We start from the raw sequence: 14,669 nt of genomic DNA, 5'->3' as shown, positions 1-14,669 counted from the left end.
CGACCTCGTCCGGTTTCTTTCGAGTAGGCATGCTACGTCGAGGGTATGAGTTGCCTGCGGCACTCGGAAGATGCCGGTCGAACCGTCTATCGAATTGCTCGCTTACGATTTCACTACGGTGGCAAGGTTGCGACGAGCCATCTCGCATGCTCAATCAGCGCCGAGTAGGCTAGGAAGAATGTTTCGATGCGCCGCGTACTGGCCGGCCTAAGCGTGGCCATGACTCACCACTATCCGCGATGCGCTGGCCGATGAACTCGACCTCGTAATGGTCGATGAATTTCAAGATACGAGCCCGTTGCAACCGGCGCTGTTCGTCGAGTTGGCCGGGCTCGCGCGTCGCTCTGTCTGGGTCGGTGACCCGAAGCAAGCGATCTATGGATTTCGTGGCACCAATGCTTCGCTCATCGCTGGCGTGCTGTCCGCCATTGAAAGCTGGGGAGGGAAAATCGGGGAGTCGCTGACGATATCGCGTCGTTCGACGCCGGCGCTGGTGTCGCTGACAAATGCAGTGTTTGCGCCGGCGTTCTCCGAGGAATTGCCGCCTGAAGAAGTGAGTTGACCGCATCGCGTACGGATATTGCCGGGCAGCCACAAATCCTGTCGATCGACCGTAGTCGCATGGTAACTATAGCAGCGGATTTCCATTAATTATCCCGCCAGAGCGCACATTTTCTCTCCTGTCGCGATTCGGCAAGCACGCCGTCCCATCCGGCAATCTCCCAAATCTCTCTGACTACCAATGGAAATTGAGAAAGTGCTCATCAATGTCGAATCATGGCCCACGTCGCGACGTATACTGAGCTGAGAGCAACCCAGTGCTTCAGGGTTGCCGCGTGGCTGGTCGGGCAACCAACGGCAGCGGCCACGGGATACCCGGGACTGTGGGATAGTCTTGAGACCCCGGGCGAGGTGGCGAACTCAGCGCCTCGAGACGAACGGCTGACGAGTGACGCTGGCTCCGAGGTGCACCGCAACGATGCCCGTGAGTTGGGTCTGAAGGCCCCTATTAGGATGGGGCTGGGCTCAACTTCACCAAGGTGCATATCTCAAATCAAGGTATGGGTCCTTCAGAGAAGCTCTGAGACATAGGAAGGTGAGACAAACCGGATTGTCCAATTAAAAATCTTCGCAATATAGAGCTTACGTCAATGTGACGCGTTCGCGCATACGGGGTACAGATGCTCAATCAGAACGAATTCCTTTACTTTGCATACGGGTCGAACATGAGTGCTGAGCGCCTTGCCGCGCGAACCCCATCGGCACGGGTGGTTGCAACCGGGTTCTTGCCCGGCTATCGCCTCGTGTTCGACAAAATCAGCCGCAAGGACGGCTCCGGCAAATGCGACTGCGAAAAGACTGACGCGAGAGATGATCGTGTGCATGGGGTCCTCTACGCCATTGAGGTCACCGACCGCCACGCTCTTGACAAGGCGGAAGGTGCCGGCACTGGATATGACCCATGTGAAGTTGATGTTGAGACGGAGAACGGAGTACTCAAGGCAGTCACCTATATCGCCACCAACAAGCAACCAGGACTCCTCCCCTATCACTGGTACAAGCGCCACGTGCTGACCGGCGCACGACAGGCGCATCTCCCAGCGGAGTACATCGCTGGCCTCGAGCAAGTCGAATCTGTCGAAGATCCCGACTCAGCCCGGGCCGCGCGAGAAAGCCGTATCTACGGCACGCCGACCTCATAATCGCGATACGCTCCCTTACGATACGCACGGGAGCGACGCGCCTTCCCCCATCCAGGAGGACGCGGGAAGCATACCGAAAGGACTACTTAGGAACTCCACTCTTGGAATACCCCCCGCTGTGCAATGCCTTGCTGATCTCCGGCAAAACTTCCGGGTCGTCGATAGTGGCGGGTGTCTTGTATTCCTCACCATTAGCGATCTTCTGCATGGTGCCGCGCAGGATCTTTCCCGAGCGAGTCTTCGGAAGACGGTCAACCACCACGGCACGCTTGAAGTCGGCGACCGGGCCTATTTGCTCACGCACAAGTTGGACTACTTCCTTCACGATCTCTTCGTGGGGGCGCATGACGCCCACCTTGAGGCACAGGAAACCCAGTGGTACCTGGCCTTTCAGCCCGTCGGCCACTCCGATCACTGCGCATTCGGCGACGTCCTTGTGGTTGGCCAGCACTTCTTCCATGGCGCCAGTCGACAGGCGGTGGCCGGCGACGTTGATGATGTCGTCGGTTCGTGCCATGACGTGGACATAGCCGTCCTCATCGATGAAACCTGCGTCTCCCGTCTGGTAGTAGCCAGAGTAAGCGTGGAGATAGGATTTTTTGAAGCGCTCGTCCGCGTTCCACAGTGTAGGCAAGGCGCCTGGCGGCAACGGCAGCTTCACACACAAAGCGCCGATGTCGCCGCGCGGCACGTCATCCTGATTTCCATTCAGCACCCTCACATCCCAACCCGGCATCGCGCGCGCCGCGGAACCGTACTTAATCGGGAATAGGTGCACGCCCAGCGGATTTCCAGCAACCGCCCACCCGGTTTCGGTCTGCCACCAGTGGTCAATCACCGGCACCTTGAGGTTGTCCTCCGCCCAGCGCAAGGTGTCGGGATCAGAACGCTCACCCGCCAAGAACAAAGCGCGGAAATGTGACAGGTCGTGCTTCCCGAGATGCCTGGCGTCCGGATCCTCGCGCTTGATGGCGCGGAATGCGGTGGGAGCCGTGAAGAGTGTGGTGACTTTGTGCTGGGCGATCACACGCCAAAAGGTTCCGGCATCGGGCGTGCCCACCGGCTTTCCTTCAAAGACCACAGTGGTGCAACCGGCCAGCAAGGGCCCGTAAACAATGTAGGAATGCCCCACAACCCAACCCACATCCGACGCGGCCCAATAGACCTCGCCGGGTTGCACGTCGTAGAAGTACTCCATGGTCCAGCGCAAAGCCACCGCGTGGCCACCGTTGTCCCGCACCACGCCCTTGGGCTGCCCAGTGGTGCCGGACGTGTAGAGGATATAGAGCGGATCGGTCGCCCTCACAGGTACACAATCCGCCGGCAATGCTTGCGCCACCGCCGTGTTCCAGTCAATGTCGCGGCCGTCGACCATCGGCGCGATGGCCTGCGGACGCTGGAAAACAATGACGCCGTCCGGCTTGTGTTCAGCCTGGTCGATGGCGGCGTCAAGCATGGGCTTGTACTCCACGACCCGATTCGGCTCGATACCGCAGGACGCGGCGACGATTACCTTGGGTGTGGCGTCGTCGATGCGGGTCGCGAGTTCGTTCGGTGCAAAGCCGCCAAACACCACCGAATGGACGGCTCCCAGCCTGGCACAGGCCAGCATGGCGACCACCGACTGCGGGATCATGGGCATGTAGAGCAGTACCCGATCGCCCTTTTCCACACCCTGAGCCCTCAGCGCACCCGCAAAGTGCGCCACAAGATCTTGCAGTTCGGCGTAGGTGATAGTCTGTACAGTGTCAGTGACTGGGCTGTCATAGATGATTGCCGCCTGAGCACCACACCCATCCTCCACATGCCGATCCACCGCGTTGTAGCAGGTGTTGAGCTCTCCACCCACGAACCAACGGTAGAACGGCGCGTTGCTATCGTCTAGCACCTTGGTCCACGGCTTGTACCAGCTGATCCCCTGCGCCGCCTCATCCCAAAAGCCTTCGGGATCCGTCAGGGAACGGGTATGCATTTCGTCAAATATGTTAGGTTTTTGTGTAGCCATCGCACAAACTCACGAGTAGTGGGGGTGGCACTGCGGTGCAGTACCGCATCACGGTGGATACCGCTGATGGAATCGGGGATGTATTGGGTATTCAGCGGTTGCAGGCCGGCTTGCTGGCACCACCGCTAAAACTGGGCCGCTCGTGCATCAATGCACACCAGACTGGCAAGTATCGTGTTCTTATGGCTGGCGACGCGCCAACTGCGGGGCTGCGCATATCCTGTCCCATGCATGTCTCCTTGTTGTCGTTGGTCGCCTCAACTGACAACCCTACCAACTAGTTGGTTTATTCGAATGTAGGTGCGCCGAATTTCCTTGTCAAGTGGTAAAGGTTATCCATCATGCCAACGTGCGATGGTTCGCAGACTTGCGCGACGCATGTCCGGAAATTCGTTCGCAGCGCTCGAACACTCCAAGAGAAATTGATCTTGCGACCAGTCGGCACAAACTTTACACACCGGCATGAACACTCCCACTCGATGCATTCAATCCTTATCGTTAGCGCATTGGTAGCTGCATGCTTTGCCTATGCCCATCCAATACATTCAGGATCGAAGCAGTCCCAGTTCGCTTCCGATCGGCCCACGCAATCATGGTGTACTTTTTAAACTACTTCTGAGAACTTCCGATGGCCTAACTCCCCAATGACGTTTGAATGCTGTCGCAAAATGTCCGATGTTATTAAATCCGCAGGACAGTGCCACATCAGTAACAGTAGCGCCCCCCTTGATAAGACGGTTTTTTGCCTTCTCAAGTCGCACCTCCAGTATATACTGGTGAGGAGTTTTTCCTGTATGGCGTTTGATGAGTCGAAAAAATGCATACAAACTTCCCTCATACCCTGTCGCACGAGCCATATTTTCTATGGATAATGATTCTTGAAAATTATCGTGAATATAATCAATTACCAGACTTACTATGCGAGAATCTTCACTCACCCTTACAATAGGCCGCTGCGACGATTTTGCATCCAACCGATGCAGCAGCGCCAATACCATCGATTCAGAATACGAAAGACCACTTGGGGCTCCCAATTGGTTATCTTTGTAAATATCTCCGATAAGCACCTGAGAAATTTTGTCGTTCAAACCGAAAATCGGTTGATCGAACAGTCGAAGATCTGCACTGGCACATCCTCTCAACCAAGAAAAATCGACATACAAATTAATTGCTTCCGCGTCACCTTCCCACCTGGTTCTGCCTTCATAATCGAATGGCAAGCAGCAAACTGTTCCAGCGCCGATTCCCATTTCCGCCCAACGCCCGTTTTTCTCTCGATATTCGCAGCATCGCGCTGCCCGTCGGATATAAGAGATAATTACAGCAGGAGTAACAAACTCACTTTCATAGCTTGTCGCCACCATGTGGTTGACATGCAACCCGCGCCACGGTGATGGTTGCGCCAGTTGGACCCAACCCTCAGGAAGCGTCATTGGTACTTCCATGGGATACCTCTTCTCAAATATCAGCGAATCCGTTTCCGCAGGAGAGTATTTACAATATAATATCCCCTCCCCGCGCACTCCACCCAACTAATACACCGCCCATCAAGGAAATTTCAAACTTGTCTTACGATGCCACAACCGCCCGCTCAGCATAAGTGTCCGAAGATCGTCCATGCCATAACGTTGTCTCAGAATTTAAATACTACGCACGAGCTTAAATATTTGTATCACGCGAGATTCCAACGCACACTCCAATCGATTTTAATCGGAATCCCGCATGAAAACCCTCATCAGCGGAGAATATTGACATCAACCGCTTCTGCCATGTGTGCATATCCAACATCATTCGGGTGCAGAGTGCCATCGAACGTCCAAATAGCAAGTGCTTTCTGTGGATCCGTGGGGTCCTGCATCGTCTTATCGAAATCAATTACTCCATCGATTGTCTTGTTCGCCCTTATGAACGCATTCACATCTTGGCGAACTTGCTCACCGTTGTAAGGCACGCTGGACCCATATGGAATCTCGTTTGACTGCCCCGAAGTGTAATAGTACGTCCCTTTGAACGGCGTAATTGTACCGAGATACACCTTCAACCCTTTCGCCTTAGCTCGATCAACGGCCTCCTGAATAGCATCTATAATCTGTCCTGCAGTTACCAACTGACTCGAATCCTTAAATGCATTTGAATAGTAGTACCCAAGTCCAATGTCATTTACGCCCAGCGCCATGATGACATGAGTAACACCAGGCACGGACAATACGTCTCGATCAAGTCTGCACAGGCCGCACGGACCAAGCGCATTCTTTACCCATCGATTACCCCCGAGACCTGCATTAACGACAGAAACGTCAAAATCTGAGCTAGCAATCTTCGACAATTGATCAGGCCAAGAATTGTATGCATCGGCAGTGCTGCCACCACCTTCGGTAATCGAATCCCCGAACGCAACGACAACATTGAGCTTTTTCTCCCGACTCACAATTACCTGTGACATGTAATACAGCGACGTCAGCTTCGCTGAATTTGGGATCGTCGCCGATGATGTAAGATCACCAGATCCGAGATATGTCGTTGTTGTTGAGAACCTCCGACCAGTGCGAATAGTCGCACTTTTCATATACATGCTCACCGAGATGTCGGATAGACGTTCGGTCTGGTAGGGAATTTCGTCACTGTAGACGTCTGCACCCGCCGGAATAGTGACCGCGTCTCTACCCGAGAACGTCAGCGGTTTGTCCGTGGACGGATCAATATTTCCATTACCAAGATTTCGTGCGATGTGAACCCTGTCAAGGGTAAGCGGCTCAACCCCAAACTGATTCGAGAACTTGATCTTTATCGCCGTACCGCCGGTGGAGAGATGTGCAATCTGCCTTATCGTCTGATCTTTGAATTGCGGAAATGGCGGCGTTTGGCCGGCAAAACCTGTGGGCTCGAGAAAATCACTTTGTGGAGCTACGAACGCGGCAACTTCAAAGCTCGGCTGCGAAGCTGCACTCGATACATCGCCGTCACCGCCACAAGCCGTCAGGAACAGTGATAAGGCTAACGCAAGAATCGAACTAAACTTACACATGTGTGTCTCCTATATGTGGGTCGACACATTAAAGCCCGCACTGACATCAATTGATTCTCGAATTTCGAGCGACGTAAGTTTCGCGCAAGAAAAGCTGCAATCGAACAAAAGTTGCCGGGAAAACCCCGACTCGCGCCACGCCTTCGGCATTGGCGCAAGGTCTTGAGCGGGCGTTTTCCTATGGCTTTGATAGCCAAGCGGCGCCCGCTCGGAGCCTCCTCTAGCAAGCGCAGTAGTTCGCGATCCAAGCGCTGCTCGTGATGTCGACCGTAGGCTGATGAACAGTTAGGCAATTTCTACACACGATCGCAGACCGTAGGCACCTGCCCGACCATAGTGATCCTCGTGCTCATCGCACAGATCGCGATTCAACGTTCAAAAATAGGAACCATCGCGCTCGCTGTGGTTGCGATCGACAGGCTCTGAATTGAAAAACTGCAAATTAGAAAGTGATTCGATGCGAAAGAACATTGCTGCAACAATGCTCTTTCGCCACATTCTCTAATGATTTACTTGGTCTGCATGTAAATCGCCTGCGTCTCCATGTACTCGTAGAGACCGTGCTTCCCATCGGCACCGCCAATGCCGGATTTTCGCCGACCTGCGTGGAACCCCTGCATCGCTTCAAAATGCTCTCGATTGACGTAGGTCTCGCCAAATTTCAATTCTCGGCAAGCGTGCATGACCTCATTCAGATCATTGGCAAAGATCGACGACGTCAGTCCGTACTCCGAGTCGTTTGCATAGCGGACCGCCTCATCCAGCGAGTCAATTGACTGAATCGGCAGCACTGGGCCAAACGTCTCGGTACGCATGATGTCCATGTCGTGCGAGCAATCGGCCAATACGGTAGGCTCGTAATGGTGCCCCACAGATCGGTTGGCGACCTTTCCCCCGAGTACCACCTGAGCTCCCTGCTCACGGGCCCGCTCTACGGCGGCTGCAACTTTGGAGAGCTGCGCGGCGCTCACGAGTGGCCCCATGGTGACTGTTCGATCAGCCATGGGATCACCGAACGTCGTAGACTTCATCAACGCAACGACCTTTTCGGTGAACGCGGGAACAATAGACCGTTCGACGTAGACACGCTCCGCACAGTTACAAACTTGCCCAGAATTCAGAATCCGAGATTGATAAATTGCATTTGCTGCCAAATCCAGATCGGCACTCGCGAGAACAATGGCAGGAGCCTTTCCACCGAGCTCTAGATTGACACGAGTCAGATTCTCAGCCGCGGCGCGCATAATATGCACCCCAGTGCTTACGCTGCCAGTGAACGAGACGAGATTCACTCCTGGATGCCCTGTGAGCATTGCGCCGGCGTTACGGCCACCACCAACGAGATTGAAGACACCCGGGGGTAGGTCACATTCAGCAACCAGCTTCGCGAACTCGAATGCGTTCAGAGGCGTTTCCTCGCTCGGCTTGATAACAATCGTGTTGCCCGCCACAAGCGCAGGTGCCAGCTTCCGCGCGATCAGAAAGAATGGGAAATTCCACGGAAGGATGCCGGCGACTACGCCAATTGGCTTGCGCAACAGCAGGATCGTTTCGTTCGGGCGATCGCTCATGAGAACCTCGCCCTCGATGCGTCGAGCCCATTCAGCCATGTAATCAATGTAGTCGGCAGTGAAGTCCACCTCAACTTGGGCAAGGCTCAGCACTTTGCCCTGTTCCCGAGTGATCAACTCCGCCAGCCGCTCTCTGCTTTCTCTCACCTTGCTCGAAATGCGGCGAAGGTAGTTGGCTCGCTGGATGGCCGGAAGACGCTCCCAGCCAACTTGTGCGCGACGCGCCGCATCGACCGCCAAATCGATTTCGGTGCGGTCGGAATCCGGCACGTAGCCGAGCGTCTCATTGGTCGCAGGATTCAGCACTTCCACCTTGGAAGCTGGAGCTCGCGTGGAGAACACCCCATCAATGAAATTGCGATATTCCTTTGTCACCTCATGCTCCTTAGATATGTATTGAATTGCGCCCACCGGCATTCACTAGTCGCGAGGGTCATGCGCATCTCACGCTACGAATATTGGACCGCTGATAGATCTGCGCACCCCAAACCACTAGAACTCGGCGGCAGTTATCAGCGGGCCGGTGACCAGTTCCCGCAATTGCCATGCCATATACGGACCTGACGGTCACAGCCCGGTGTCGAGCGCTCATTCTCAATACCTACCCTTCTCTGGGAAGCATGGGCCAGTTCGAGGTGTATCCAAAAGTCCCAGCCAGCATGGGCCAACTGGGTCAATTTGACCCAGTGGCCATTTGTCAGCGAACCAACCCGATCTGCAAAAACGCTGTCGGGTGCCACTGATAGCGACTCGAACCTCCCATTACGTCGGCATTTTCCCTTAGTCATCGAATAGTGGCACGGAAGGTGCGGTTGCAGAAGCGCAAACCACCCACCCGCCCCACTTTCTCATAAGGAGCAGAAATGTCGCGCAACGGCTCGGAATGGACCCGGAGACCAGCACTCCCCGCCTCACAATTCGTCGACCCCAGGATCTACACGGACGAAGGCATCTTCAAGGAGGAACAACAAAAGATCTTCGACAAATGTTGGCTGATCGCTTGTCACGAAAGCGAGTTGCCGCGACCGCTCGACTACCGTATTTACGAGCATCCGGGTGGCCACAGCATGATCATCATCCGTGACGAGGAAAATAAGATTCGCGCCTTCAACAATATCTGCCCACATCGAGGAAATCTGTTACTTCATGACGCCTCTGGGTCTATTGCCGGACCGAGTGCGGCCGGTGGACCGAAGCGCATCACATGCATTTTTCACGCATGGGCATTCGACTCACGTGGAAATTGCGTAGATATTCCGCGAGAAAAGGATGGTTACCAGGATCGTGTCTCGAAGTGCGATTTTTCGCTTCGTGAATTTAGGTCTGAGGTTGCATACGGTGGATTCGTGTGGGTGACCGCCGACGATTCAGCGTCGACGCTCGAACACTATTTGAACGGAGCTCTCGATCCTCTGGAAGAAATGCTGTCGGAGCCGCTCGAGGTATTCCACTACCATCGAGCAGTCGTCGACAGCAACTACAAGCTGTGGCACGACACCAACTCGGAGCTTTATCACGACTACCTGCACTATCACAATCGAGTCACCGGCATGCTGCAACCCGGGTACTTCGATCGCCAGTTCGTCAGCTACGAAGGCGGTCATGCACAAGTCACAGACATGACCCTGAAGTACGACGCAATGAAGGGGCACGAGAAACAAACCCTCGGCTGGCCCGGCCTGGAGCCCAATCGGTGGGCGCTGGTTGATCTGTTCCCGGGAGCGACCTTCAATATTCGCGCCCCTGCATTTCGCATCGACACGGTGCTCCCTCTTGGGCCGGACAAGCTGTGTATCGAATACCGCGGCCTAGGCCTGAAGGCCGACACTCCGGAAGAACGCGCAATTCGCGTTCGCATGCACAACTCAATCTGGGGACCATTTGGACGAAATCTCCCGGAAGATCTCATGGGGGTGCATGGACAAGGTATGGCGTTGTCTGACCGGTCTGAAGCTCCCGTCATCCTGCACGCACGAGTGGAAAACAACAAGATCCATGACGAGGTTGGCATGCGTCACTTCTATGAAGAGTGGAGTCGGCGCATGGGGCGGAAATCGTCCGATCCTTTCGACGAAATGTGATGTGACACAGCATTCACATCCCATCCCCCTTTTCAAAGACAGGAATTGGACATGCAAACTGAAAGCACTATTCGTGCACTGGTCGCCAACACGTGTTTGGCACTCGATGCAGACGACTACACGAGATACCTGGAACTGTGTGATGACAGCTTTACGTATCGGATCACCACTTTTAGCCCTGAAATCCGCAAAGAGATGCTGTGGCTGGAGAAGGACAAACGTGGCTTGAAAGATCTCTTTGATCTGCTTCCGAAGCAGAACATGGACCGCACGCCCCTGACGCGTCACTTCTCGATCTTCACTATTGAGCATACCGCGCGCGAAGAAATTCTGAAGGTCATGTCGGCTCTGCAGGTATTCCGAACCGAACATCAAGGAGGGGCGACTACCCTCGTTGCCGTAGGCAAGTACATCGACGACGTTCGTCTCGACGAGCACGGACGAGCATTTCTGGTAGACCGCGAAGTACGACTGGACACCAGAATGCTCGGGAAAGGTTATCACGTTCCGTTCTGAGCCATCAGGATCATGAAGATCACATTCAACTCCGCAAACGGTCAGCATGAAGTCAATGCCGACGGGAACAATAGTCTCTTGGTGGCCGGACTCGCCGCGGGATACTCACTGCCATATGCGTGCGCAAGTGGAACTTGCGGTACCTGCCGAGCTAGGCTCGTGACGGGAACCGTCGAAGATTTGTGGCCGGCGGCTCCGGGAAAGAAATGTGGTGTCGGCAAGACCGACGAAATCCTCTTGTGCCAATGCAGGCCTCAAAGTGATTGCGCAATTGAGGTAAGGGAGTCGATACATCGGATACCTCCGAACACGTTCACCCCGTTTGAAGTCGAAGCAACGGTAGTGAAATGGCAACTTCTGACTCACGATGTTGCCTCTTGGGAAATCGAGTTGAATAAGCCGATGAACTATGAGGCTGGTCAATTCGTGCTCGTCGGAATACCAGGCATTCAGGGGTATAGAGCGTATTCAATCGTGAATTTTGAACGTGACTCGCGAAGACTCGAGCTTCTCATCAAGAGGAGATCTGGCGGCGAATTCTCAGACACACTCTTCACGTCGAGACCGATTGGCTATCCACTCCGCGTGATTGGTCCATTTGGTCGGGCAGTTTTCAAACCCGCTGAACGAAAGCATCTCCTTTGCATCGCCGGAGGTAGCGGAATTGCCGGAATGATGTCGATAATCTCCCACGCAGAGTCTCTCGATTATTTCTCAGACAGAACCGGCTCTATTTTCTTCGGCGTGCGATCCATGCGCGGCGCTTTCTTTCTGAATCGCCTTGCTGAGCTACGAAATTTGTCTTCAGGCTCACTCGAGGTCATTGTCTGCTTTTCCGATGAGGCAGTTCCGCCCGAGGCCGAAGACCAGTATCCGGAGCTTTCATTCGCTCATGGCTTCGTACACGAAATCGCGCTGACGCAAATGATGGGACGACTTTCTGACGTTCACGCTTTTCTGGCAGGGCCGCCTCCGTCCGTTGACGCGGCAATGAGAGGCCTAATAATCCAAGCCAAGCTCAGTCCGAAAAGTATTTCATACGACAAATTCAACTGATGCTTAGGAGGGACGCAAAGTGACTCGTCATTTTGTTTGCAATCGGCAAGACATCGCGGAAAATGGAATGAGTGCTTTCACCGTAGGAGAGGGAACGCGCGTTCTGTTGCTGCGAGTGGAAGATCATATTTACGCATGCGATAGTGTCTGTCCACACCAGGAAGTAGGCTTGGAAGAAGGTTTGTTTGACGGAGAAGTCCTGACCTGCCATCAGCACATGTGGCAATGGAAAATCGCGACAGGAGAACCGGTAGGGGCCGCAGAGTGTCCGCTCCGCGTCTACAGGGTCGACGTCGAAGGAGACGCCATCTACGTGGACCCTGTCGATGATTCGTAGCTACGGTCGCAACCCCTAGCTTGCACTGCCTCCGCCCCAAATAACTGCGACCGTTCACGGCGCACCATCAACTCATTCCCCACAAAGTCGGTCATGAGGAGACAAAAGATGGTCAGCAATTTTCAAAGCAGTGAGACTCAAGCGTCTCCTGCATTGGTTTCAACCGCTAGCATGGTCGGTACCATTATGGAATGGTACGACTTTTTCCTGTACGGCTTCACTGCAGCATTGGTCTTCGGTCACCTGTTTTTTCCAGCCTACTCCTCCATCGCCGGGACGCTCGCTTCATTCGCCACATTGGCGGTCGGGTTTGTCGCCCGGCCATTAGGCGGGGTTCTGTTCGGACATTTCGGCGATCGGATCGGACGGAAAACCATGCTCGTCACCACTCTAACGTTTATGGGTGGCTCGACATTCGCGATTGGGTTGCTCCCAACCTATGAAACGATCGGAATCTGGGCCCCAATTCTACTGACTAGCTGCCGCTTTCTACAAGGAATCGCACTTGGCGGTGAATGGGGTGGTGCCGTACTAATGGCGGTCGAATACGCTCCCGCTGACAGACGTGGATTCTTCGGCAGCATCGTCCAGATGGGCTCTACGATAGGACTCGCACTTTCAACGGCCGTACTATTCGGGGCGTCGTACTTTCTCTCCAAGTCGGCATTCATTAGCTGGGGTTGGCGAGTTCCCTTCCTGGTCAGCATTATCATGATGCTGTCAGGTCTGTATATTCGCCTCAAAGTAACCGAAACCCCTGCATTTCGTCGCGTGCAGGCTGCTGGGAAGATTGCGAAATTTCCAGTAGTTGAAGTTTTGCGAGACCACCCGAGTGTCGTTGTGTACACTGCGTTTATCTATCTAGGAGCGATTACCGTACCCTTCTATACGGTTTGGGTATTCCTCACATACTACTCTACATCCATCCTGAAGTTGGATAGATCGATGGTTCTGCTTGGGGTAGTACTGGTCAATGTACTTCTCACTTTCGGCATTATTGCAGCAGGTGCATTATCGGATCGAATCGGAAAGAAGCCTATTTTCCTCGTTGGATTCCTGTTCCTTGCTGCAGTGGCGTTCCCATTCTTCAGGATTGTGGATCAAGCAGAGATCAAATGGGTCTGGCTTGCGATGTTGGTAATGGGCGGCCCGCTGTGGGCAATGTGGGGCGCAATGCCGGCATACTTCACTGAACTCTTCCCGGAGCAACTCAGGTATACGGGTATCTCTCTGGGTAGCCAGGTTGCGACCATCATCGGTGGTCTCGTGCCCCTCTTCGCGACTGCGGTACTTCCCAAGTTCGGAACTTGGCCGATTTCTATGCTCGTCATTGTCTCCGAAGTGCTGGGACTTGCGGGGCTTGTGGCGTTGAGTCGCCGAAAGGCGAATCGCTCAAACGACCGAGCTGCGAATGCCAACGCAGTGTAGCACCTCTCTGATAGCAGCAAAGGCGGCTCACTCCCGCCTTTGCATTTAGCCGGCGCATTCATTGGCCATGACGACATCCGATCGAGCATCGGACGAGCGCGATTCCTGGGGATTACCTTGAATAGTGCTTCTTGTATCGGTTTCCTTTGCATCGTGGCGGTGGGCTGCTACTTACAGACGTTTACGGGATTTGCTCTGGGCATCTTCGTCCTCGGTGCTGTCGCGCTCCTTCAGATCGTGAAGCTCGAGACCACAGCCACCGCAATTAACATCATGACGTTGGTGAATACGGCGCTGACACTTCGCGGAAATCTCCATCATCTAAATTGGAAGCTCTTCGCTCGCACCCTTCTCGGTGTCGTTCCGGGGGTACCGGTCGGCGTCTGGCTACTTGATGCTCTCAGTACGCGCAACACACATCTGCTGCAGCTCGCCCTCGGTCTGGTCGTCCTGCTCGCTGGCGCCATGTTGTGGTTACGACCGAAGGTTCGTTCTATCCCGTCGGCACCAAGCAGCTTTGTTATCGCCGGTGGATTCGGTGGCATTCTTGGCGGTCTGTTCAGCGTTCCGGGCCCACCCATCATCTACCAATTCTATGTGCAGCCGTTAGCACTCGAACAAGTACGACTGACCTTGTTGGGAATTTTTGGCGCTGTTTCGATGATGCGATTCACCATTCTGCTGGCAGATGGGTCGGTCGATTCGAATGCCATCTGGTTGGGATTGCTATCGATACCGGTGGTGGTAGTCACAACGGCGCTGTTTCTTCGGTACCCACCAAAACTTTCGGAACTAACGGTGCGGCGCTGTGCATTTCTACTCCTCTCCACGATGGGCCTATGCATCTTCGCTATGGCATGGTCTTGATTGCCTATCGTTTCTGCGAGCTGCCGCTTGCTACTTGACCGTTCCGCGCGCGGCTGTCGCGCCACTATTCGCGGCTCTGC

At 54.3% G+C, this 14,669-nt stretch carries 12 protein-coding genes; 8 read left to right on the top strand and 4 right to left on the bottom strand.

Annotated elements, in window-relative coordinates:
- Nucleotides 1-232: 232 nt before the first annotated feature.
- Both GEM_RS28730 and GEM_RS28725 read left to right on the top strand, forming a co-directional pair.
- Nucleotides 233-562 carry a UvrD-helicase domain-containing protein gene (locus tag GEM_RS28730; protein WP_272148459.1) on the top strand — a complete coding sequence of 110 codons (330 nt, stop codon included), beginning with the start codon at nucleotides 233-235 and terminating at the stop codon, nucleotides 560-562.
- 619 nt (nucleotides 563-1,181) lie between these two features.
- Nucleotides 1,182-1,703 (top strand): gamma-glutamylcyclotransferase family protein, encoded by a 522-nt coding sequence (locus tag GEM_RS28725; RefSeq protein ID WP_014900954.1) that lies wholly within the window; start codon nucleotides 1,182-1,184, stop codon nucleotides 1,701-1,703.
- Between the two features lie 82 nt (nucleotides 1,704-1,785).
- Here the strand turns inward: GEM_RS28725 and GEM_RS28720 are convergent, their stop codons facing one another.
- From GEM_RS28720 to aldA, 4 genes are all read right to left on the bottom strand, one after another.
- Nucleotides 1,786-3,708 carry a propionyl-CoA synthetase gene (locus tag GEM_RS28720; protein WP_014900953.1) on the bottom strand — a complete coding sequence of 641 codons (1,923 nt, stop codon included), beginning with the start codon at nucleotides 3,706-3,708 and terminating at the stop codon, nucleotides 1,786-1,788.
- A gap of 590 nt (nucleotides 3,709-4,298) precedes the next feature.
- Nucleotides 4,299-5,153, bottom strand: a complete 855-nt coding sequence (locus tag GEM_RS30800; RefSeq protein ID WP_014900952.1) for a helix-turn-helix domain-containing protein — start codon at nucleotides 5,151-5,153, stop codon at nucleotides 4,299-4,301.
- Between the two features lie 290 nt (nucleotides 5,154-5,443).
- On the bottom strand, nucleotides 5,444-6,733 hold the full coding sequence (locus GEM_RS30795; RefSeq protein ID WP_014900951.1) for a GDSL-type esterase/lipase family protein: 1,290 nt from the start codon (nucleotides 6,731-6,733) through the stop codon (nucleotides 5,444-5,446).
- 509 nt (nucleotides 6,734-7,242) lie between these two features.
- Nucleotides 7,243-8,679, bottom strand: coding sequence for an aldehyde dehydrogenase (aldA, locus tag GEM_RS28715; protein WP_014900950.1), 1,437 nt, complete (start codon nucleotides 8,677-8,679; stop codon nucleotides 7,243-7,245).
- Nucleotides 8,680-9,167: 488 nt separating this feature from the next.
- Between aldA and GEM_RS28710 the strand changes: the two genes are divergently transcribed.
- The 6 genes from GEM_RS28710 (at nucleotide 9,168) to GEM_RS28690 (ending at nucleotide 14,589) form a co-directional block, all read left to right on the top strand.
- Nucleotides 9,168-10,385 (top strand): aromatic ring-hydroxylating oxygenase subunit alpha, encoded by a 1,218-nt coding sequence (locus GEM_RS28710; RefSeq protein ID WP_014900949.1) that lies wholly within the window; start codon nucleotides 9,168-9,170, stop codon nucleotides 10,383-10,385.
- 51 nt (nucleotides 10,386-10,436) lie between these two features.
- Nucleotides 10,437-10,901, top strand: coding sequence for an aromatic-ring-hydroxylating dioxygenase subunit beta (locus GEM_RS28705; RefSeq protein WP_014900948.1), 465 nt, complete (start codon nucleotides 10,437-10,439; stop codon nucleotides 10,899-10,901).
- A gap of 12 nt (nucleotides 10,902-10,913) precedes the next feature.
- The gene (locus tag GEM_RS30790; RefSeq protein ID WP_014900947.1) at nucleotides 10,914-11,957 is read left to right on the top strand and encodes an FAD-binding oxidoreductase; all 1,044 of its coding nucleotides are present in this window, start codon (nucleotides 10,914-10,916) and stop codon (nucleotides 11,955-11,957) included.
- Between the two features lie 19 nt (nucleotides 11,958-11,976).
- Nucleotides 11,977-12,294 (top strand): Rieske (2Fe-2S) protein, encoded by a 318-nt coding sequence (locus GEM_RS32565; RefSeq protein ID WP_420358932.1) that lies wholly within the window; start codon nucleotides 11,977-11,979, stop codon nucleotides 12,292-12,294.
- A 108-nt stretch (nucleotides 12,295-12,402) separates the two neighbouring features.
- Nucleotides 12,403-13,722: an MFS transporter gene (locus tag GEM_RS28695; protein ID WP_014900945.1), complete on the top strand. Its 1,320-nt coding sequence runs from the start codon at nucleotides 12,403-12,405 to the stop codon at nucleotides 13,720-13,722.
- Nucleotides 13,723-13,839: 117 nt separating this feature from the next.
- Nucleotides 13,840-14,589, top strand: coding sequence for a TSUP family transporter (locus GEM_RS28690; RefSeq protein ID WP_041490878.1), 750 nt, complete (start codon nucleotides 13,840-13,842; stop codon nucleotides 14,587-14,589).
- The last annotated feature ends 80 nt before the right edge of the window (nucleotides 14,590-14,669 follow it).

It is taken from the genome of Burkholderia cepacia GG4 (assembly GCF_000292915.1).
Classification (GTDB): domain Bacteria; phylum Pseudomonadota; class Gammaproteobacteria; order Burkholderiales; family Burkholderiaceae; genus Burkholderia; species Burkholderia cepacia_D.
The sequence above is the reverse complement of the archived record's forward strand: the minus strand, read 5'-3'. Positions and strand labels throughout refer to the sequence as shown.

Excerpts from the sequence above, each read along its gene's own strand:
- GEM_RS28725 (WP_014900954.1), top strand. The coding sequence starts at position 1,182 with ATGCTCAATCAGAACGAATTCCTTTACTTTGCATACGGGTCGAACATG.
- GEM_RS28720 (WP_014900953.1), bottom strand. The coding sequence starts at position 3,708 with ATGGCTACACAAAAACCTAACATATTTGACGAAATGCATACCCGTTCC.
- GEM_RS30800 (WP_014900952.1), bottom strand. The coding sequence starts at position 5,153 with ATGGAAGTACCAATGACGCTTCCTGAGGGTTGGGTCCAACTGGCGCAA.
- GEM_RS30795 (WP_014900951.1), bottom strand. The coding sequence starts at position 6,733 with ATGTGTAAGTTTAGTTCGATTCTTGCGTTAGCCTTATCACTGTTCCTG.
- GEM_RS28710 (WP_014900949.1), top strand. The coding sequence starts at position 9,168 with ATGTCGCGCAACGGCTCGGAATGGACCCGGAGACCAGCACTCCCCGCC.
- GEM_RS28705 (WP_014900948.1), top strand. The coding sequence starts at position 10,437 with ATGCAAACTGAAAGCACTATTCGTGCACTGGTCGCCAACACGTGTTTG.
- GEM_RS30790 (WP_014900947.1), top strand. The coding sequence starts at position 10,914 with ATGAAGATCACATTCAACTCCGCAAACGGTCAGCATGAAGTCAATGCC.
- GEM_RS28695 (WP_014900945.1), top strand. The coding sequence starts at position 12,403 with ATGGTCAGCAATTTTCAAAGCAGTGAGACTCAAGCGTCTCCTGCATTG.